Annotated in this window: 17 protein-coding genes and 1 riboswitch; of the genes, 11 read left to right on the forward strand and 6 right to left on the reverse strand. The window is 63.0% G+C overall.

Going from position 1 to position 18,568, the window contains the following annotated elements:
• Window positions 1-27: 27 nt before the first annotated feature.
• The 3 genes from QRN42_RS08330 to QRN42_RS08340 all read right to left on the reverse strand — a co-directional run bounded on the left by QRN42_RS08330 (window position 28) and on the right by QRN42_RS08340 (window position 2,243).
• The gene (locus QRN42_RS08330) at window positions 28-366 is read right to left on the reverse strand and encodes a hypothetical protein (RefSeq protein WP_284974969.1); all 339 of its coding nucleotides are present in this window, start codon (window positions 364-366) and stop codon (window positions 28-30) included.
• Between the two features lie 144 nt (window positions 367-510).
• On the reverse strand, window positions 511-939 hold the full coding sequence (locus QRN42_RS08335; protein ID WP_284978779.1) for a universal stress protein: 429 nt from the start codon (window positions 937-939) through the stop codon (window positions 511-513).
• A complete protein-coding gene (locus QRN42_RS08340; RefSeq protein ID WP_284978780.1) occupies window positions 936-2,243 on the reverse strand; it encodes an aminotransferase-like domain-containing protein in 1,308 nt (435 codons plus the stop codon). The genes QRN42_RS08335 and QRN42_RS08340 overlap by 4 nt, the downstream gene beginning before the upstream one ends.
• Window positions 2,244-2,353: 110 nt before the next feature.
• Between QRN42_RS08340 and QRN42_RS08345 the strand changes: the two genes are divergently transcribed.
• Complete coding sequence (locus tag QRN42_RS08345) at window positions 2,354-3,202, forward strand: isocitrate lyase/PEP mutase family protein (RefSeq protein WP_284978781.1); 849 nt, start codon at window positions 2,354-2,356, stop codon at window positions 3,200-3,202.
• Between the two features lie 94 nt (window positions 3,203-3,296).
• Here the strand turns inward: QRN42_RS08345 and QRN42_RS08350 are convergent, their stop codons facing one another.
• Window positions 3,297-3,869: an NAD(P)H-dependent oxidoreductase gene (locus QRN42_RS08350; protein ID WP_284978782.1), complete on the reverse strand. Its 573-nt coding sequence runs from the start codon at window positions 3,867-3,869 to the stop codon at window positions 3,297-3,299.
• A 122-nt stretch (window positions 3,870-3,991) separates the two neighbouring features.
• Between QRN42_RS08350 and QRN42_RS08355 the strand changes: the two genes are divergently transcribed.
• The 9 genes from QRN42_RS08355 (at window position 3,992) to QRN42_RS08395 (ending at window position 14,357) form a co-directional block, all read left to right on the forward strand.
• Window positions 3,992-4,597: a TetR/AcrR family transcriptional regulator gene (locus QRN42_RS08355; RefSeq protein WP_284974974.1), complete on the forward strand. Its 606-nt coding sequence runs from the start codon at window positions 3,992-3,994 to the stop codon at window positions 4,595-4,597.
• 249 nt (window positions 4,598-4,846) lie between these two features.
• Complete coding sequence (locus tag QRN42_RS08360; protein WP_284974975.1) at window positions 4,847-5,830, forward strand: ABC transporter permease; 984 nt, start codon at window positions 4,847-4,849, stop codon at window positions 5,828-5,830.
• The gene (locus QRN42_RS08365) at window positions 5,830-6,804 is read left to right on the forward strand and encodes an ABC transporter permease (RefSeq protein WP_284974976.1); all 975 of its coding nucleotides are present in this window, start codon (window positions 5,830-5,832) and stop codon (window positions 6,802-6,804) included. The genes QRN42_RS08360 and QRN42_RS08365 overlap by 1 nt, the downstream gene beginning before the upstream one ends.
• A complete protein-coding gene (locus QRN42_RS08370; protein WP_284978783.1) occupies window positions 6,801-8,996 on the forward strand; it encodes a dipeptide ABC transporter ATP-binding protein in 2,196 nt (731 codons plus the stop codon). Before QRN42_RS08365 ends, QRN42_RS08370 begins: the two co-directional genes overlap by 4 nt.
• A gap of 75 nt (window positions 8,997-9,071) precedes the next feature.
• Window positions 9,072-10,799 carry an ABC transporter family substrate-binding protein gene (locus QRN42_RS08375; RefSeq protein ID WP_284978784.1) on the forward strand — a complete coding sequence of 576 codons (1,728 nt, stop codon included), beginning with the start codon at window positions 9,072-9,074 and terminating at the stop codon, window positions 10,797-10,799.
• Window positions 10,800-10,942: 143 nt separating this feature from the next.
• Window positions 10,943-11,989, forward strand: coding sequence for a Gfo/Idh/MocA family protein (locus QRN42_RS08380; protein WP_284978785.1), 1,047 nt, complete (start codon window positions 10,943-10,945; stop codon window positions 11,987-11,989).
• Window positions 11,990-12,137: 148 nt separating this feature from the next.
• Window positions 12,138-12,851 carry a hypothetical protein gene (locus tag QRN42_RS08385; protein WP_284978786.1) on the forward strand — a complete coding sequence of 238 codons (714 nt, stop codon included), beginning with the start codon at window positions 12,138-12,140 and terminating at the stop codon, window positions 12,849-12,851.
• A 133-nt stretch (window positions 12,852-12,984) separates the two neighbouring features.
• The gene (locus tag QRN42_RS08390) at window positions 12,985-13,533 is read left to right on the forward strand and encodes an RNA polymerase sigma factor (protein ID WP_284978787.1); all 549 of its coding nucleotides are present in this window, start codon (window positions 12,985-12,987) and stop codon (window positions 13,531-13,533) included.
• A complete protein-coding gene (locus QRN42_RS08395) occupies window positions 13,530-14,357 on the forward strand; it encodes a hypothetical protein (RefSeq protein WP_284978788.1) in 828 nt (275 codons plus the stop codon). The genes QRN42_RS08390 and QRN42_RS08395 overlap by 4 nt, the downstream gene beginning before the upstream one ends.
• A gap of 64 nt (window positions 14,358-14,421) precedes the next feature.
• Here QRN42_RS08395 and ald read toward each other — a convergent pair whose 3' ends face one another.
• The gene (ald, locus tag QRN42_RS08400) at window positions 14,422-15,540 is read right to left on the reverse strand and encodes an alanine dehydrogenase (protein ID WP_284978789.1); all 1,119 of its coding nucleotides are present in this window, start codon (window positions 15,538-15,540) and stop codon (window positions 14,422-14,424) included.
• Between the two features lie 209 nt (window positions 15,541-15,749).
• Here ald and QRN42_RS08405 point away from each other — a divergent pair, with 209 nt between their 5' ends.
• Window positions 15,750-16,964 carry a PucR family transcriptional regulator gene (locus QRN42_RS08405; protein WP_284978791.1) on the forward strand — a complete coding sequence of 405 codons (1,215 nt, stop codon included), beginning with the start codon at window positions 15,750-15,752 and terminating at the stop codon, window positions 16,962-16,964.
• 144 nt (window positions 16,965-17,108) lie between these two features.
• On the opposite strand, the gene QRN42_RS08410 is transcribed toward QRN42_RS08405, so the two are convergent.
• The gene (locus QRN42_RS08410) at window positions 17,109-18,239 is read right to left on the reverse strand and encodes a hypothetical protein (RefSeq protein ID WP_284978792.1); all 1,131 of its coding nucleotides are present in this window, start codon (window positions 18,237-18,239) and stop codon (window positions 17,109-17,111) included.
• A 14-nt stretch (window positions 18,240-18,253) separates the two neighbouring features.
• Window positions 18,254-18,403: riboswitch (cyclic di-AMP (ydaO/yuaA leader) on the reverse strand.
• Window positions 18,404-18,568: the final 165 nt, after the last annotated feature.

The raw sequence follows: 18,568 nt of genomic DNA on the forward strand, positions 1-18,568 counted from the left end.
CGAAACACGGGCCACCCCGTGCGGCGCTTAGTACGCCGGGTAGTTGACCAGGAGCGCTTGAAGTTCCGTTGTTGACATGTGCTGGGCCATTTCCACGCTGACTCCCAAGGCTACTGCGGCGACGGTCAGCACGGCGACGGAGACCACCGACAGGAAGCGCCAGTCTTTGCGAAGGATGCTCCGGATAGTCTCCGGCATTTGAATGCTGGGGGAGATCAGGTTCGGTGCGCTGTCCCAGGATCCGTCGTCGAGCATTGCAATGACCCGGTCATTGGCGCGGTCCAAGCGCATGGTGCTGATGCTGTTGCCGTGACGGGCAAGCAGGATGTCGTGTCCAACGCGTTGGCGCGGCTGCATAGTAAGCATTGAGGATCCCCTGAGATCGAAAAATGGAGGCGGCTCGCACCTTTGGGGGCATCTCAATTTTATAACGGTGGCCTCGGGCGCCCGGCTCAAGGGGACGCGAATGCCGGGTGAGAATCCCCACCCGGCACCGTGATTCTGCTCGCTTTAGGCTTCGTCGGTTTTCACGATGTACACGTCGCAGGGGGCCGTGTGAGCCACTGTGTTGGCCACGCTTCCCAGTACGCGGCCAAGTCCTTGCATGCGCCGGTTTCCCACCACGATCAGTCGGGCGTGCAGGATTTCGGCCTCCTTGACGAGGGCCTCGCCCGGCTTGCCGTAGGCCGGACCATAGGTCACCTCAAGCCTGTCGTCTTTGAGTTGCTCGGCTACTGTGCGGGCCACGGCCTCAGCTTCGGCGGCGTCGGACACCACCCACTTGTCGGTTCCGATCTCAACCACTTCTGTCTTGTTGCTGTCGAAAGCACTCACGACGTGGAGCTTGGCACCCAGCGCTATGGCTAGCTGCTGGGCAGAATGCGCGGCTCTGAGGGCAGTCTCGCTGCCGTCTACTCCGACGATCACAACTCCGGTCATTGTGCTGCTCCTTCATTGGTAGCTTCAATGGCTTCAGCCAGGATGGGGGCCAGTCGACGCACCCCTTCGGCAATGGTATCCGGCGGGACGGCGCTGAACGCCAGGCGGAGCTTGTTCGATACTCCATCCGCCGGCGAGAAAGCGGCCCCGGGGATGAACACGACGCCGGCGTCGATGGCCTTACCCAAAAGGGGATAGGTATCCAAGCCCTCGGGCAAGGTGACCCACACGAAGAATCCGCCTGCGGGCCTGGTCCACGTCACTCCGGCGGGCATGTAGGTTTCCAATGCTGACAGCAGGGCCTTGCAACGCTCCGAGTAGAGGGAGCGGTACGTCTCGATCTGGCCTTCCCAGTCGTACTCGCGGAGATATGCCGAGACAAGCATTTGGTTCAATGGCGGAGGACAGAGGGTGACTGCCTCGGAGGCCAGATAGAACCGTCGTTGCAGGTGTGCCGGGACCAGGGCCCAACCGATGCGGAGTCCGGGCGCGAAGATTTTGGAGAAGGAGCCCAGATAGATGACGTCGTCCGGGTTGGCTGCCCGCATGGGCGCAAGCGGTTGTCCGTCAAAGCGGAGAAGGCCGTAGGGGTTGTCTTCGAGGACGATGATATTCGACCTCCGGCATATGTCGACGATCTGCTGCCTGCGTTCCTCAGCCAACGTGATCCCTGAGGGATTGTTGAAGTTGGGAATCGTGTAGAGGAACTTGATGGTCTTGCCCTCTGCCTGCAACGCAGAGATCCGGGCCTCCAGTAGCTCCGGGACCAAGCCGTCGTCGTCCATTTCGACAGGTTCAACCTGCACCTGGTAGGCCTCAAAGGTGTTGAGCGCACCAACGTAGGTTGGGTTCTCTACCAGGACGACGTCGCCCGGGTTGCAAAAAACCTTCGTGGCTACGTCTTGGGCTGACTGGGAGCCTGCGGTGATGACGATGTTCTCCGGGCTGGCATTCGTGATGCCTTCCGCGGCCATGATCGTGCAGATCTGGCTCCGTAACTCGTCCGTGCCCTGCCCTCCGCCGTACTGGAGTGCGGTCATGCCTTCCTCGGCGATGATCTTGGCTGCTGTCTGGCCCAGCTTTTCCAGCGGCAAGGATTGAAGGTAGGGGTTACCGCCGGCGAGGGAGACCAGCCCCGGCTGCATCGAGATGTCGAAAACGTCCCGAACAGCGGACTGCTTGATGTTGGCGGCCCGCGCGGAGAAGAGTTCCTCATGCGGGTGAGCGGCCGTTGCGGCCCGCTCGATGGCGTCGATGGCTTCAGCGGGCAGCGTGGTGCCGGCATCCAATGTTTCGTGGGTCACACGGAAAGAATACTCCTCAATGTTGCTAAAGAGGCAACACTTGTTGCTCAAAATCGCCCGGAGGGTCGGAAGAGCTTTACGACACGATGCCGAGCGGCTGGAATGTAGCTATGACAACGCACTCGGGATCCGTGACTAAGGCCGAACACTTCCGAAAGCTCCACGATCCTGGTCCTCAGCCCTTGGTGCTTGTGAATGTTTGGGACGCGGCTTCTGCTCGCGTCGTGCAAGAGGCGGGGGCGTCCGCCATTGCTACATCCAGCTCCGCGGTGTCGTGGAGCTTGGGATACCGGGATGGTGATCACGTGCCGTGGGGATTGGCCATGGCAGCCCTGGGCCGCATCGCACATGCGACCCGGCTGCCCGTCACTGCCGATATCGAGACCGGTTATGGCCGCACCGACGATGAACTTCGAGCCACCATTCACGCCGTGCTGGACGCTGGGGCGGTGGGAATCAACATAGAGGACTCGGCGGAGGACCCGCTCACGGATGTCGGTGAGCAATCACGGCGAATCGCCGTGATCCGTGCAACTGCTGATGAACGCGGGGTTCCGCTTTTCGTGAATGCACGGACGGACACCTATCTTTCAGGACGCTTCCCGGATAAGGCCTACGAGGAGACGTTACGGCGGGCCGAGTCGTACCTCACTGCCGGCGCGGACGGCATCTTTGTGCCCGGAGTGGTGGATTTGCACGTCCTGCACCAGATCTCCAGCCGCATCGCAGCACCCCTGAACGCACTGGCTGGCGTCGGCTCGCCGTCGCCGGCGGAATTGCACGACGCCGGTGTTCGGCGGGTGAGTATCGGAGGCAACACTGCCAAGGCCGCCTACGCCAAAGTAGCCAAGGTGGCCAGTGAAATCCTGGCTGATGGCAATTGGGCAGGCCTGGCAGGCACCCGAAGCCATGCGGAGATGGATGGCCTGTTTCAGCAAGGACCCAAGTACAGCCTTTAAGGGATGCAGCCGGACGAAGCCGGCTTAAAAGCGAAGCCCCCTCCCGAGCCTGTGTAAACGGCAAGCTCGGGAGGGGGCGGCGACAGGAGCCGGGTTAGGCGGCTACTTCTTCTTCTTCATCCTGAACTGCAGTCAGCGGCTCAAAGATGCCCTTGATCTGCTCGACAACCTCAGCGTCGTCCTTCGGGTGCAGTTCGGCGAAACGGATCATGGAACCCGGGATGGCCAGCTTAACGTCCTCGAGCACCTTGGCGCCGGCGATCCCGGCTGCCTTGCGGGCCTCGTCCTGGGCCCAGACTCCACCGAACTGGCCAAATGCGGTACCGACGACGGCGGTCGGCTTGCCGGCAAGGGCCCCGGCACCGTACGGGCGCGACAGCCAGTCGATGGCGTTCTTGAGAGAGGCAGGCATGGCGCCGTTGTGCTCGGGCGTGACCAGGAGGAGCGTGTCGGCGTCGGCGGCTGCGGCACGAAGAGCGGCAGCCGCGGATGGGACCTGGCCCTCCACATCGATGTCTTCGTTGTAGAAGGGGATGTTACCCAACGAGTCGTGGATCTGGACTTCAACGTTCTCGGGGGCGTTGAGCTGGATGGCTTCGGCGAGCTTCCTGTTGTGCGACTCGGCGCGGAGGCTGCCGACGAGGGCGAGGACGGTGTGCTTGGACATGATGTCTCCTTTTGTTGGCCTGACAGGCGGGCTGTAGGCCTACGGTTCGGGGGCTTTGGTGCCTTCACTGAGTATAAACGGACCATGGTCCGCTTAATATTCCCGGGGGCTAGAATGAGTTTGTGAGCTCGATTCCATTCCAGCCGGAGGCATCCCCGGGTGCGCCACAGGAGCGTAGCGACGCTGCCCGGAACCGTGAGCGGCTTCTTTGTGCCGCCCGCGAGTTGGTAGCGGAATTCGGAGCCGAGGCTTTGACCATGGACGCCCTCGCATGCAAGGCCAAGGTGGGCAAAGGGACTGTTTTCCGTCGTTTCGGCAGCCGGGCGGGACTGATGATGACGTTGCTCAGCGACTCGGAGGCAGACTTCCAGCGCGGCTTCATGTTTGGGCCGCCGCCACTGGGCCCGGGCGCTACGCCTGCGGAGAGGCTCATCGCCTTCGGGGAGGGGCGCGTCTACTTCGTCCTGGAGAACGGGGAACTGTTACGCGCTGCAGGAACCTCTGCCCACCACCGCTTTGAAGTCCCCGCGACAGTTCTTGCGCACAGGCATGTGGAGCTACTGCTGCGGGAGGCCGGCGCGCCAGACCCGTGGGTCATGGCGATGTCGCTGATGTCTGCGTTGGATCCGGAACGGATTATCAATGCCGTGCGGACCCACGGAATCTCGCCGACTCGCATCACTGATTCCTGGCGCGAACTCGTGACGCGCCTCCTGAAGCCGCGGTAGCCCGGAGCTGCCCTGCATAACAATCTGGCCGCAGGCGCGGTTCAAGCCGCCGTGAAGCAAAACGTGAAGCAGTTATTGTGGTAGTTTCCTCTTGAATGTGACCCATGCCATATCAAGGCTGGTGGTCGCTGAAGAGGTGCGGGGGACACCCACATACCCGTGTGCCCCTGCAACTGAAGCCGGCCACAGCCGGGTACCGCGGAAGGACGAGCTTTTGAATTTTGCCCTGATTCGAGGCAGCCGACCGACATGCTGAAGTACTTGATGAAGCGATCAGGAATCTACCTGGTCATGATCTTCCTAACCACCAGCGCCGGGTACTTCCTGGCGGTGTCCTCACTGAAGCCGGCAGTCCTCGAACAGGAGAAAATTCCGCGGCCAACCCCTGAGCAGGTAGCGGCATCGTTCCGGGGGCTCGGCTTGGATCCGGCCAAGAACGCGTGGGAACGCTACGTGGATTGGCTCGGAAACATCGTGACCCACTGGGACTGGGGCCGTAGCCCGAATGGCGCATCAGTTAATGCTGAATTCGGAGACCGCGTCCTGGTCTCTACCCGGCTGTTCATTGCGTCGATCATCCTGACCCTGATCATCGGCGTGGCCCTGGGCGTGTACTCCGCGGCACGGCAATACAAGTTCCAAGACCGGGTCATCACCTCCTATAGCTATCTGGTGCACATCCTGCCCGCCCCGATCGCCTACTTCCTGGTCCAGTTGGGCGCCATCAGCGTCAATGAGGCAGTCGGCCAGCGGATTTTCTTCGTGACAGGAATTTCGACGCCGGGAATCGACCCCGGGTGGCCTGCTTTCGTTGACCTCGTGGCCCACTACGCCGTGCCCACCTTCGCGATGACGATTTTCGGTTGGGCCGGCTACCAGATCGCCCAGCGCCAGTATCTTTTGGACAACGTCAACGCAGACTTCGTCCGAACGGCGCGAGCGAAGGGCCTGACCCGCAACCAGGCCATCCGTCGTCATGCGCTGCGAGTGTCTTTTATCCCGGTGGCGCAGAGCATCGCGTTCACCATCCCCGCGATCTTTACCGGTGGCTTCTTCGCTGAGGCGATCTTCGCATGGCCGGGCATTGGTCTTTGGAGCATCCAGTCCATCGGGTTGCAGGACGTCAATGTCGCTACCGCAACCCTGGCCTACGGCTCGGTGATCTTTGCCATCGGTGCAATCCTGGCGGACTTCGCCACAACGCTGGTCGATCCACGAGTGAGGGTCCAGTAATGACGAACATCATTGATCCGATTGCAGAGATCGACGAATCCCGCGTCTCCGATGGCCAGGACGTGGTCATCGCCAAGTCCCGCATTATCTTCCGGCGGTTCATGCGTAACCGAACCGCCGTCGCCGGATTGTTCGTTTTCCTTGCTTTGTTCCTCTTTTCATTGGTGGGCGGGTTCCTGACTCCGTGGAATAAGGACACGATCGATCCCTACAACATCGGCATGGGTCCTTCCCCGGACCACTTCCTCGGTACCTCCCAGGCCGGAATCGACCTCTTGGCGCTGATAGTGGAAGGCACCAGGATCTCCATCTTCATCGGCTTGATCGTGGGCGGCGTGTCCGTCCTGGTCTCCGCGGTGTACGGCTGCACCATGGCGTTCTTCGGCGGGAAAGTGGACGCGATCATGCTGTTCATTCTCGAAGCGCTCATCATGATGCCAGCCATCTTGGTGGTCGCAGTTGCAACCAGCGGCAGCGGGGGGCTGAAGAACCTCCCCAGTTGGCTGTTGCTGATTGTTGTGCTGCTCTTTTTCAGCTGGATGGGCACTGCCCGTTTGGTGCGCTCCCTGTCTATGTCCCTCATGCAACGTGACTACGTCAAGGCAGCCAAATACATGGGTGTTCCATCCCGGCGCATCGTCTGGCGGCACCTGGTTCCCAACATCGGCTCCCTCCTGGTCCTGGACTTCACCCGGGGCATCACCGGTGCGGTCCTTGCCGAAGTGGCGTTTTCCTTCATCGGTATTGGCATCAAACTTCCTGACGTCAGCCTCGGCGTCCTCATCGGCCAGGCCACCGGGCAAGTGTCCTCGTTTCCGTGGATGTTCTGGGTTCCGCTGACGGTCATGTTCCTGCTGACCGGCTCGCTTGCCATGATGAACGACGGCCTCCGTGACGCGTTCGACCCCAGCTCCAGTTCCATCGGCCGGGCCAAGCGGACCGCAGTACGAACAGTAAAGAAGACCACCAAATGAGCACCAATATCTCCCAAACACCTTCAGAGCGGCTCCGTGAGGTGGGACTTTACGCTCCCGGCGATGCCGTCCTCAGCGTCCGCGACCTCAACGTGCGCTTCAACACGGAAAACGGTGTGGTCCACGCAGTCCGTGGAGTCGATTTCGACCTCCTCCCCGGTAAAACCCTGGGCATCGTGGGCGAATCCGGTTCCGGGAAGTCCGTGACGTCCATGGCCATCATGGGGCTGCTTCCGGAGACGGCGGACATCACTGGATCGGTCCGGTACAGGGGAAAGGAACTCCTGGGCCTCAGCGATAAGGCCATGTGCAAACACCGGGGCAGCGACATCGCCATGGTGTTCCAGGACCCGCTGTCCTCCTTGACCCCGGTCTACACGGTGGGCAACCAGATCATCGAAGCCCTCACGGTTCACAACCCCATCATGAGCAAACAGGCCAAAGAAGCCCGCGCCGTCGAACTTTTGCGCATGGTGGGCATCCCGAGCCCCAAGGACCGGCTGAAGGCCTTCCCCCACGAGTTTTCCGGCGGCATGCGACAGCGCGTGATGATCGCCATCGCGATCGCCAACGATCCGCGGATACTCATCGCAGATGAACCCACGACGGCGCTGGACGTCACCATTCAGGCTCAGGTGCTGGAAGTCCTGCACACCGCACAGGAGGAGACCGGCGCCGCCGTCGTCATGATCACGCATGACCTGGGCGTCGTCGCGGGCATGGCCGATGACATCATGGTCATGTATGCCGGTAAGCCTGTGGAAAAAGGCACTGTGGAGGACATCTACTACAACCCTCGGATGCCATATACCTTGGGCCTGCTCGGAGCGGTTCCCCGAGTAGATACCGCCAACAAACAGTCGTTGGTTCCCATCGAAGGCGCACCGCCCAACTTGGCGCTTCCGGTGACCGGCTGCTCCTTCGCGGGGCGCTGCCCGCTCGTCAGCGACGCTTGCTTGGGCGGCGAGCCGGAGCTCTTGTCCGTGCGTGTCCTCGCAAACAGGCCCAACACAAACGGCACCGATGCGAAGACCGCCGCCAGCCATAGGGCCGCCTGCATCAAAGCTGAGGAACTGGGCGGCGAAACGGACGCTCACCACATTTTCAGGGCGCCCGCCAAGCCAGTATCAAAGTTCGACGGCGTGGACCGCGGCGAGCGCGAAAAAGTCCTGGAACTCAAAGACGTGAAGAAGCACTTCCCGCTGCTCAAGGGTGCCCTGATCAAGCGGCGGATCGGCACGGTAAAAGCCGTGGACGGGCTGAGCTTCGATATCCGCGAAGGGGAGTGCCTCTCGATCGTTGGCGAGTCCGGTTGCGGCAAAACCACCACCCTGCTGGAGATCATGGAGTTCCACCCGGACCAGCAAGGGGAGGTGGTCATCAGCGGTGTCAGCAACAAGGTGGCCACGGACTCCAAGACCAAGATGGCTATGCGCAAGGAAATGCAGATGGTCTTCCAAGACCCCACCGGCGCCCTGGACCCTCGCTTCACCGTGTACGAAGTCCTTGCCGAACCTTTGGAAAACCTTGGCATGCCCAAGGCTGCCATCAAGAAACGGATCATGGAGCTAATGCGCCTGGTTGGCCTGCAGCCGGACCACGTTAACCGCTTCCCCAACCAGTTCTCGGGCGGACAGCGCCAACGAATCGGGATCGCCCGCGCCCTCGCCGTCAACCCCAAGCTCGTTGTGTTGGATGAACCTGTGTCCGCGCTGGACGTTTCGGTGCAGGCCGGCGTCATCAACCTGCTGGACCAACTCCGCGCCGAACTGGGCCTGAGCTACCTGATGGTTGCCCACGATCTGTCTGTAGTGCGGCATATTTCTGACCGGGTGGCAGTGATGTACTTGGGCAAAATCGTGGAGACCGGTGACGTGGACGAGGTCTTCGACAACCCGCGGCACCCTTACACCCGGGCTTTGTTGTCGGCCATCCCGGTACCGGACCCGAACCTTGAACGCACCCGTGAACGGATCATCCTCCAGGGCGACCTCCCCAGCCCCCTGGACGCCCCGCGAGGTTGTAACTTTGCGACTCGTTGTCCGGTGTTTGCTGCGCTTCCCGCCGCGAAACAGGAGAAGTGCCTTACTCTGGAGCCGCCACTGGCTTCAGAAGAGGCATACGGACAAGAATTCGCCTGCTTCTTCCCGGATGGAGAGATAGATGCCGACATGCTGGTGGTGCATACCTGACGACAAATGACGCAGAGATGACACCCTGAACTCAACTCGCAAAGATTTCCAGTCGTAAAAAATGAAGGGCAAACCATGAAGAAGTACACGACGATCGGCGGCGTGGCGCTCGCAGCTGCGCTGACGCTGACCGCCTGCGGTGGGGGAACGCCGTCGGGGCCGGCCTCCCAACAGGCCCAACAGGCAGGCGGTGACATCAACAAACTGATCAGCATCAACGCCAAGGACCCCAAGGACTTGGAACAGGGCGGCACGGTGACGCTTCCTGTCAGCAGCATCGGGCCGGATTTCAACATCAATTCCAATGTGGGAAACAGTGCTGACACCTCCGCCTTGTTGACCCCGGTCAACATGGCTTCGATCAGCAGCGGTGGCATTGGTGGCTGCTGGAAGCTTGACTTCGACGGCAAGGCCGTGCCGAACAAGGACTTCTGTGAGGACATCAAGAGTGAGGTCAAGGACGGCAAGCAGACCATCACCATCAAGGTCAACGACAAAGCGACCTGGAATGACGGCACGCCGATTGATGCCAAGACCTTCATCAACACCTGGAAGATGCTCCGCGGAGACGACAAGTCCATTGACATCGTCACCGCCGGAAACTACCCCTTCGTGGACTCGGTAAAGGCAGGCGCCAATGACAAGGAAGTCATTGTCACCACCACCCAGCCGGTCTACCCACTGACTTCATTGTTCTTCGGCCTGATCCACCCGGCCATCAACACCGCCGAAATCTTCAACAAGGGCTTTGCGGGCAACATGCACCCCGAGTGGATGGCTGGTCCGTTCAAAGTAGAGAACTACGACACGACTGCCAAGACGGTCACCATGGTTCCGAATGAGAAGTGGTGGGGCCAGAAGCCTGTCCTGGACAAGGTCATCTGGCGCCAGATGGAACCCAGCGCCAGCATCGCCGCCTTCAAAAACGGCGAAATCGACGCTGTGGACGGACGCACCTTGGGCCGTTACAAACAGCTGGAAGGCACCAAGAACACCGACATCCGCCGCGGGCAGCGCTTGTTCGCCGGTGGCCTGAACCTTAATGCCAAGCGCCCTGCATTGTCGGACGTGGCCGTGCGTAAGGCGATCTTCACCGCCGTCGACCGCAAGGCCATCCGCGACGTACGCTTCAACGGCCTGAACTGGTCCGAACAGAGCTCCGGCTCCATGATGCTGATGCCGTTCTCGCCGTATTACCAGGACAACTACCCTGTCAAGGACACCGGGGCTGACGCCGCCAAGAAGGTCCTGACGGACGCAGGCTACGCACCGAACGACAAGGGCGTCATGGCCAAGAACGGCGTGCCGGTCTCCTTCAAGATCACCAACTTCGGTGATGATCCCACCATCGGAGCAACGTCGCAGACCCTCCAAAAGCAGCTCCAGGCTGCCGGTATGGACGTTGGAATCGATCAGCGCGGCGACGCCGATTTTGGCAAAGTCCTGGGTACCCGCGACTTTGACCTCACTATCTCCGGCTACACCGTGGGTGCCGACGCCACGGATGCGGTGAAGCAGTACTACGATTCCAGCACCAACGAAAATGGCCTCGGCGATCCCCAGCTTGATGCGCAGATCAAGAGCGTCGCCGGCATGGCCGATGACGCCCAGCGCAACAAGGCCGCCATGGACATCGAGAAGGCGCACATGGCGAAGTACTACTCCATGGGTACCATCCTGAACGGCCCGGAGATCCAGTTCGTGCACACGGGCTTGGCCAACTATGGCCCGTCGCTGTTCAAGAGCCTCTCGGACGTACCTGACTGGACAACCCTGGGTTGGGAAAAGGGCGCCAAGAAGTAGCTCTTAACTGACCGACCCGGCTTTCTGGAGGCCGGGAACTCCGCGCTCCGCTCACGGTGGTGCAGGGTTCCCGGCCTTTGCCGTGTCGTAGCCGCCCGGTGGCGCGGGCCCCATGGTGGAGTGTCCTGAACTAGCCTTGGCACATGACTTCCAGGCCTATCCGCACAGCGATCGCAGGTTTCGGGTTATCGGGCAGCGTTTTCCACGCGCCCTACATTGCCGGCAACCCTTCCTATGAGCTCACGGCCTTCGCAACGTCGGACCCCGAAAGGCAGGCCCAAGCCGCCAAACGGTACCCGAACGCCAAGATCGGGGACGCCCCACTGGACCTCGTGGCGCTCGCGGACGAACTGGACCTGATCGTCCTTGGCACACCGCCCGCAACCCATCATCGGCTGGCGAAGGCGGCGCTGGAAGCCGGCCTGGACGTTGTCGTCGATAAGCCGTTCGTGGTCCACAGCGCCGACGGTGAGGAACTCATCCGACTCGCCGCCAGCCTGGGACGCGTCCTCACCGTCTATCAAAACCGCCGTTGGGACGGCGACGCCCTCACGGTGCAGAAACTGCTCGACGCCGGCACCCTGGGTGAAGTGACCAGGTTCGAGGCGGGCATGGAGCGGTGGGCGCCGGAGATCGCCAAGGCGTGGAAGGCCAGTGCCACAGCCGAGGACGGTGGGGGAGTGCTGTTCGATCTCGGTACGCACGTGCTGGATCTCGCGCTCCGATTCTTCGGGCCTGCAACCGTTACCTACGCGGAAATCGCGGCACGCCGCGCGCAGGAAAATGCTGATGACGACGTCTTCCTGACCCTCCGGCACGAGTCCGGCGTCATCAGCCACGTCACCATCAACCTCAACAGCCACCTGCACGGACCGCGCTTCCGGGTGCTCGGTAGCCGCGGTGCGTTCGTGAAATTCGGCAGCGACCCGCAGGAGCCGTTTGTCCGCAAGGGCGGGTTGCCGAGTCACCCGGCCTACGGCGTCGAACCTCCCGAAAACCATGGCACGCTCGAGGTGGATGGGCAGCAGCGGACCATACCCACGGAGCGCGGGGCGTACCCGGAGTTTTACCGGTTACTCGCCGAGAAGCTCAACGACGGCGGCATCACCTCGGCGCGTCCGGTACCCGTGGATCCGGCCGACTCGGTTGCGGTGCTCCGGCTCATTGAGCAGGCCCGGAGGCTGGCGTGAGATCAGGACGAAAAAGAATTTTCGACACCGCGTAACCTCATGGCACCCAAGAACGATGTAAGGGGTGTGCGGGCCACGTCCGCACCTGATCATCCGGTAGCGGATCCATCGCTGCCGGGGCAATCCACACCGTATGTCGGAGGGTTTCATGTCCTTGTTCACTGTTATCGCCACCAGCAAAGTCGCCGCGGGCGTCCTGGCCGTCGGAGCCGTAGCTGCCGGTGGAACCGGCGTCGCCGCTTTCAACGGTGCTCTTCCCACTGAGATCCAGCAGGGCGCGCACAACCTCGTCGGCGCTCCCGCACCGGTTGCTGCCAAGTCCGCCGTAGACGCGAAGACCGCAGAAGCAGCCGACGCCGGGGCTGACGCCAAGACCCGCGTGGCAGGCGCCGTCGAAAGTGCAGAGGCGCGCGCAACCGCTGCCGCGGACGCCGCGACGGCCAAGGCGGGTAACACCGTTGCCGGCGTCCATGCGAAGGCGACTGACGCCGTCAAAGATGCCACGTCCCCCGAGTCATTCGGCCTTTGCACCGCGTTCCTGAACGGCGGCCTGAAGGCCGACACCAAGGTCCCTGGCTACCAGTCCTTGGTTGTTGCCGCGGGCGGCGACACCAAGGTTGACGCACACTGCAAGGCCGTCGTTACTGCAGGCAAGGCAGCTGGCCTGAAGGCCGACGCCAGCGTGCAGGGTGACGCCGCTACCGGTACTACAGTGAAGTCCGCTGTACCTGCCGTGCCGGCAACCCCGGCGGTGCCGGCTGTACCCGCCGTCCCAGCGACCCCCGCTGTTCCGGCCGTACCCACCCAGGTGCCTTCCGCTGTACCGACCGTTCCGGGCGCAGCCCTGGATTCTGTCCGCTAAGCAAGTAGCGGTTACGGTTTAACGGCAGGGCTCCTTGGCTAGGACAGGGAGCCCTGCTACGTGACAGACCGCAGCGACGGTGCCGGGCATAGGCCGCGGCGAAGCTTCGCTGTGCGGACGGAGGCAGCCTAGGGTGCTTGACCCTTTAGTTGATGAATATGTGCAGGCGGACCACCATGATCCCGCCCTGCTGTTCACTGCTGCCTACAATGAGTTCGCCGGGCCCGTCTGCGGTTACCTCCGGGCGCGCGGAGTGGACGATCCCGAAGCGGTCACCCAAGATGTTTTCCTCGCGCTGTATCCAAGGCTCGACACCCTGCACGGCGGGCTGCAAGGGGCAAAAACCCTGCTGTTTTCGATCGCGCATGCCCGGATGGTGGATCACTACCGTCGTCGGGAGCGCAGGCCCGAACCTGCGCCATACGAGGTCGAGACGGACACCCGGAGGGCCCCGTCCGCCGAAGACCAAGCCTTCGGCGCTGGCTCCTTGGGGGTTACCGAGCTCTTGCACGGCCTTCCCGACGACTACCGCGAGGTCCTTGCTCTGCGGGTGGTCGCAGACCTCTCGGTGGAAGAAACTGCGGCGATCATGGGTAAGTCCCAAGGCGCCGTGAAACAACTGCAACGCAGGGCACTGGGCGCGTTGAAGAAGCGCGCACTACTAAGGAACGGCTCAGAATGAGTGAAGAAACCGCACGGCGCAGGATGAACGACGAGCAGGCCATCGACCGCCTCCTCGCCGATGCCGACGCGTGCTCGGACGACCTCGGCGGCATCCGGTCCGAATTACTTGAACTGCGCTCTTGGGCAAGCACGCCGCCGTCGCCCTCGGCTGCCGTCCGCGCGTTGATGGTCAGTGGCCCTGCAGCGGTCACCAGCAAACTTACGACGGCGGACGGTCCTGCCGCATTGTCGGAGGTGCCGACGTCGGTGCTCGCCACGGTGGCAGCCCCGGCTTCCTGCGCCAACGAGGACGAACTCGCGGCCCGGCGTCGTCGGAAGCGCCGAACCGCTCTGGCAGGCTTCGCTGTCGCGGCAACCCTGGCCGGCGGAGCCACGGCCGCAGCTGCCTCGGAGGGCGGCATCCCTGCCGTTGTCCAACATGTTGGCGAAGCGATCGGCTCCATGGTCACCCAGTTGGTCCCGGCATCCGGCAAGGCTCCCCGGCAGGGCGAGCCTGCTGTCAGTACCCCGGATCCGCTTCCCGTCAACGAAGCGACGCATCCGGCGGCCCCGGCCCGAGGGACAGCGCCGGCTAACCCCGGCCCGTCCGGCGCCGCGCACCCAGACCCACGTTCCACGCCCGGAGAAGGCGCTTCACGCCCGAGCCCCAAGGCTTCACCCCGCGTTGATCCTGGCAATCTCAGCATTCCCAGCCCACCGGTGACGGCACCCGTCACCCCGCCAGGTGTTGAGCTTCCCCCTGTGGAACGACCCGACATCCCTGTGCCGGCCAGCCCGGCCGTGCCCGGTGTCCTTGGTGTCCCCACGCTCCCGGCGAGATAACACGTAAGGGCAATGTTCCTGGGGAACATTGCCCTTACGTGTCAATCCGGGGAGTTGAAGGTCCTTATGCAGAGACCAGGCTGTGCCAATCGGTGACGAGGGGCAGGTTGTGTGCCTCGGAGACGGAGTGGTGGGCCACGTGGCCTCCGGCGATGTTGAGGCCGGCAGCGAGGGCAGGATCGCGATCGAACGCAGCCCGGACGCCCAGGTTGGCCAGAGCCACCGCGTAGCGGAGGGTGACGTTGGTCAGTGCGTACGTGGAGGTGTTCGGGACGGCGCCGGGCATGTTGCCAACGCAGTAGAAGATCGAGTTGTGGACCTTGTACGTGGGTTCCTGGTGCGTGGTGGGGTGTGAATCCTCGAAGCAGCCGCCCTGGTCAACTGCGATGTCCACCAGTACCGAACCGGGCTTCATCCGGGCTACGAGCTGGTTGGTGACGAGCTTGGGGGCCTTGGCGCCCGGGATCAGGACTGAACCGATGACGAGGTCTGCGTCGACTACTGACTTCTCGATCTCGTAGGCGTTGGAGGCAACGGTCTTCAGGCGGCCCTGGTAAAGGGCATCCAGTTCGCGCAGCCGGTTGATGTTGATGTCCATGATGGTGACGTCAGCACCGAGGCCCAGGGCCATGGCGGCGGCGTTGGTTCCGGCCACACCTGCGCCCAGGACCACGACCTTTGCCGGGCGGACGCCCGGTACGCCGCCCAAGAGGACGCCCTTACCGCCGGCCGGGGCCATCAGCGAGGAAGCGCCGACAACCACGGAAAGCCGGCCTGCGACCTCGGACATGGGAGCGAGCAGCGGAAGCGCCCGGCCGTCCTGGACGGTTTCGTAGGCGATCGCGGTGACGCCGGAGTTGATGAGCTCGGCGGTGAGTTCCGGTTCCGCGGCGAGGTGCAGGTAGGTGAAGAGGATCAAGCCCTTGCGGAAGCGGTGGTACTCGGCCGCGATGGGTTCCTTGACCTTCATGACCATGTCAGCGCGGGCCCAGACGTCATCAGCTTCGTTGACGATCTCGGCGCCGGCGATCGAGTATTCCTCGTCCGTGATCCCCGAGCCGAGGCCTGCGCCGCGCTCCACCAGAACCGTGTGTCCGTGGGTGCGGAACTCGTGAACACCTGAGGCCGTGATGGCTACGCGGAATTCGTTGTTTTTGATTTCTTTGGGGACGCCGATGATCATGTGGGGGCTCCATTGTTCCCGGCCTTTTTCGGCCGAATCCTTGCTGCGGGCTGTGATTCCAGAATAAATCCGGCTGTGAGGCAGGCGACATGGTTTCCTGATAGCGGTAACGGGAAAACCCCGGAAAATCAGGGTTTTCGGCGTGCGTGGTTCGACATTTGTCGATCGCTGGGCCGTCAGGTGTCGTCTGGTGTTGGTACGCTTTCGGGATGCAGCAGGACGTGGAGCAGATCGTTGAAAAGGTAGCGGCCAAACTGGGCCGGGGACTGTCCTTGGAAGACCTCGACGGGCTGCTTCTTGCTTACAGCTCCAACCAATCCCACGCCGATCGCGTCCGCGTGAACTTCCTCCTCAGTAAACGGGTTCCCTCCGACGTCAGCGTGTGGCAGCTATCGCACGGAATCTCGACGGCGGTCCGCCCCGTCGTCGTCCCCGCCAACGAGGAACTGGGCATGTTGGGCCGCGTCTGCGTCCCCCTGCTGGTGCGAGGCTTCCGGGTTGGCTACCTCTGGGTGCAACAAGACGCCGAGGAACAAAGTGCGACGGCGATACTCGCCCAGTTGCCCGCCGTACGTGACGAGCTGGACCTGCTGGCCGGTTTGCTCCTCGATTCCAACACCGCAGAGTCCGAATTCCGGCGACGCCGGGAACAGGAGTTCATGGCGGCCTGCAGCGGGGAATCAAACGCGGTCGCAGCCGTGGCGGGGTGGAAGGAAATCCAAGGCCGGGGTCCGTGGCAACTGGTGACCATCCTCGACGCGGACGGTGCGAGGTCCGACGTCGACCCCCTCGCCGCGACCCTGACGCACCGTTCGGCAGCGCTGCAGTCCACTATCGGGGTCAACCCGGCCCTCTTCAGTGCCGGCACAGAGACCCACTCCGTGGTTTTGTTCCGCGAATCCGGCGGCAGGGCCGATCACGCCCAGGTCTTGGTGCACTACCAGCTGGAGCTTGCCAAGCGCGCCGGACGAACCGTGGACCGTGTCATTTTGGGGATCAGCGAGCCGTTCAATGTGATCCGGCAACTTGGCGCTGCGTACCGGCAGTCAAAAGTGGCTGCGCAAGCTGCCGCTGTGGATCCGCCGTTGGGCGAGCTCGTGGACGTCAGGGCCGTAGGCGTTTACCAACTTTTCGACCGACTTCAGGCGCCGGGCGGCTGGGATGACACAGGCAGTGTGCATTTCCGCGCTTTGGAGGATCACGACCGCAACGGTGAACTCCTACCGGTGCTGGAACTCCTTTACGACAACGACAGTTCGGTCCAAGATGTCGCCACCAAGCTTCACCTTCACAGAAGCAGCATCTACAACAGGCTCGGCCGCATTCGGCAACTCATTGGCGCGGATCCCTTGAATGGTGCGGTCCGGCTTGAGTTGCACGCGGCGTTGAAGGCACGGCGCTGGGCCGGCAGGCCGAGGATCTAGTCCTGTGACCCTGGGCCTCTTAGGAGCGCTGGAGTCGTTGGCAGCTCCAGCGGCCAATCCGGCCCCGAACCAGGGCCGTGCGGCTCGCGCGGCAGTACCGGCCATGCCAGCCAGTGTGTCCGAAAGCCGTAGGGAGCCGAGGGCTCATTTCAGTACCTTCTTGACTGTGCCGAGAAGGGATCCGAGCGCCGACTGCCCCGAGGATTGTGGTGCAGGGCTCGGGGCCTGGGTGGCGGTGGGCTGAGGTGTGGGTGTTGCCGTAGGGCGCGGCGTTGAGGTAGCAGTAGGCGTCGAGGTGGGCGGCGTCGTCGGAACGTTGTCCGAAGCCGCGCCGCTCGCAACTGGCTGGGCGGGAACTGGCTGGGCGGGAACAGGCGCGGGTGCGGCTGGCGTGCCCGGCGCTGCTGGTTGGGCTGCCGAAGGAACCCACACTGGCGGCGCAAGGGAAACTGTGGGAGTGCCGGAGGCCGCGGGCGACGACGACGCCCCAGTATCCGGCGCGCCCGAAACAATGGCGGCTTGGCTGACGTCTGATGACTCCGCAGTAGGCGTTGCACCCGCCGAGGCAGCGACAGCGGATGCGGCGCTGGAACCGCCGGGCACGCCGGAGATCGAGGCCGTGGTTTGTGCAGTCGCGTCACCGGCGCCGCCGCCACTGGCGTCCGTGACCTTGCTTTCGCTGCCAAAGAACGGAAGATCGAGAGCGTGGCCCACCGTGCCCACAGTCAAGGCCAGGCCCAATGCCCCTGCCACCATGGCCATGCGTTGGCTCATGTGGCGGACTGACGCGGCCTTGTGTAGTACCGCGTATGGTTCGCGACTGTATTGGCGCGGCCGGTGGTGCGGAAACGAAGAGACCTCGGCAGCTTGGAGCGGGATGGCTGCCGTGACTGCTGCGGCGACTGGTTCCGCGGTCGCTTCAGTAGGGGCGGGCTGAACGGCTGGAATCTGAACTGTGGCCAGATCGTCGCCGGCCAGATCTGCTCCGGCCGGTGCTTCTCCAGCCAGGGCCTCGGGGACGGTCGCGGTTTGCTCGAACGCGGTTTGCACGGGCTGGGGCCCAGCTGCGGCGGGTCGTTCGGCGTCGACGGCGTGGCTGGCGTCGTCGACGCCCACGCCGGAAGCGTGCTCGCGTTGCCGCTCGGCGGCACGCCGTGCCGCACGGGTCATCGGTAGTGCCGGGTCCGCAAGTGCGGGACTGTCAGTAGACGCCCGACGGCGGCCTGTTGGTTTGGCGCGCTCGCTCTCACGCAGGGCGCGTCGCGGCTGATCCATGGTTGGGGACATGGTTGTTGCCTCTCGACGCCTTCGAGGTTAGCTGTCGGGTTCGGACGAGGCCGTCCGGCCGCGGTTGGCGGCTACACCCCAAGGGCTTGTCGGGGAACAAGCCCGGAACACTGGGTCCCCCGTCTCTGCCGTGGGTCTAGCGGAATCCCGGATTGCGGCAGAGCTCGGCGTCAGCCCGGAAACGGCCCAGCGGAGTTCCGGGTCGCCCTATGAAGTTACCCTAGCCGGAAAACAAAGTCACATTAATGTAACGGCTGCGCGGCCGTCACGGCTCCCGCCCGCAACACGGCCGGATATCCATCGCCCAACACTAGCTT

It is taken from the genome of Arthrobacter sp. fls2-241-R2A-200, assembly GCF_030209745.1.
In the GTDB taxonomy this organism is placed as follows: Bacteria; Actinomycetota; Actinomycetes; order Actinomycetales; family Micrococcaceae; genus Arthrobacter.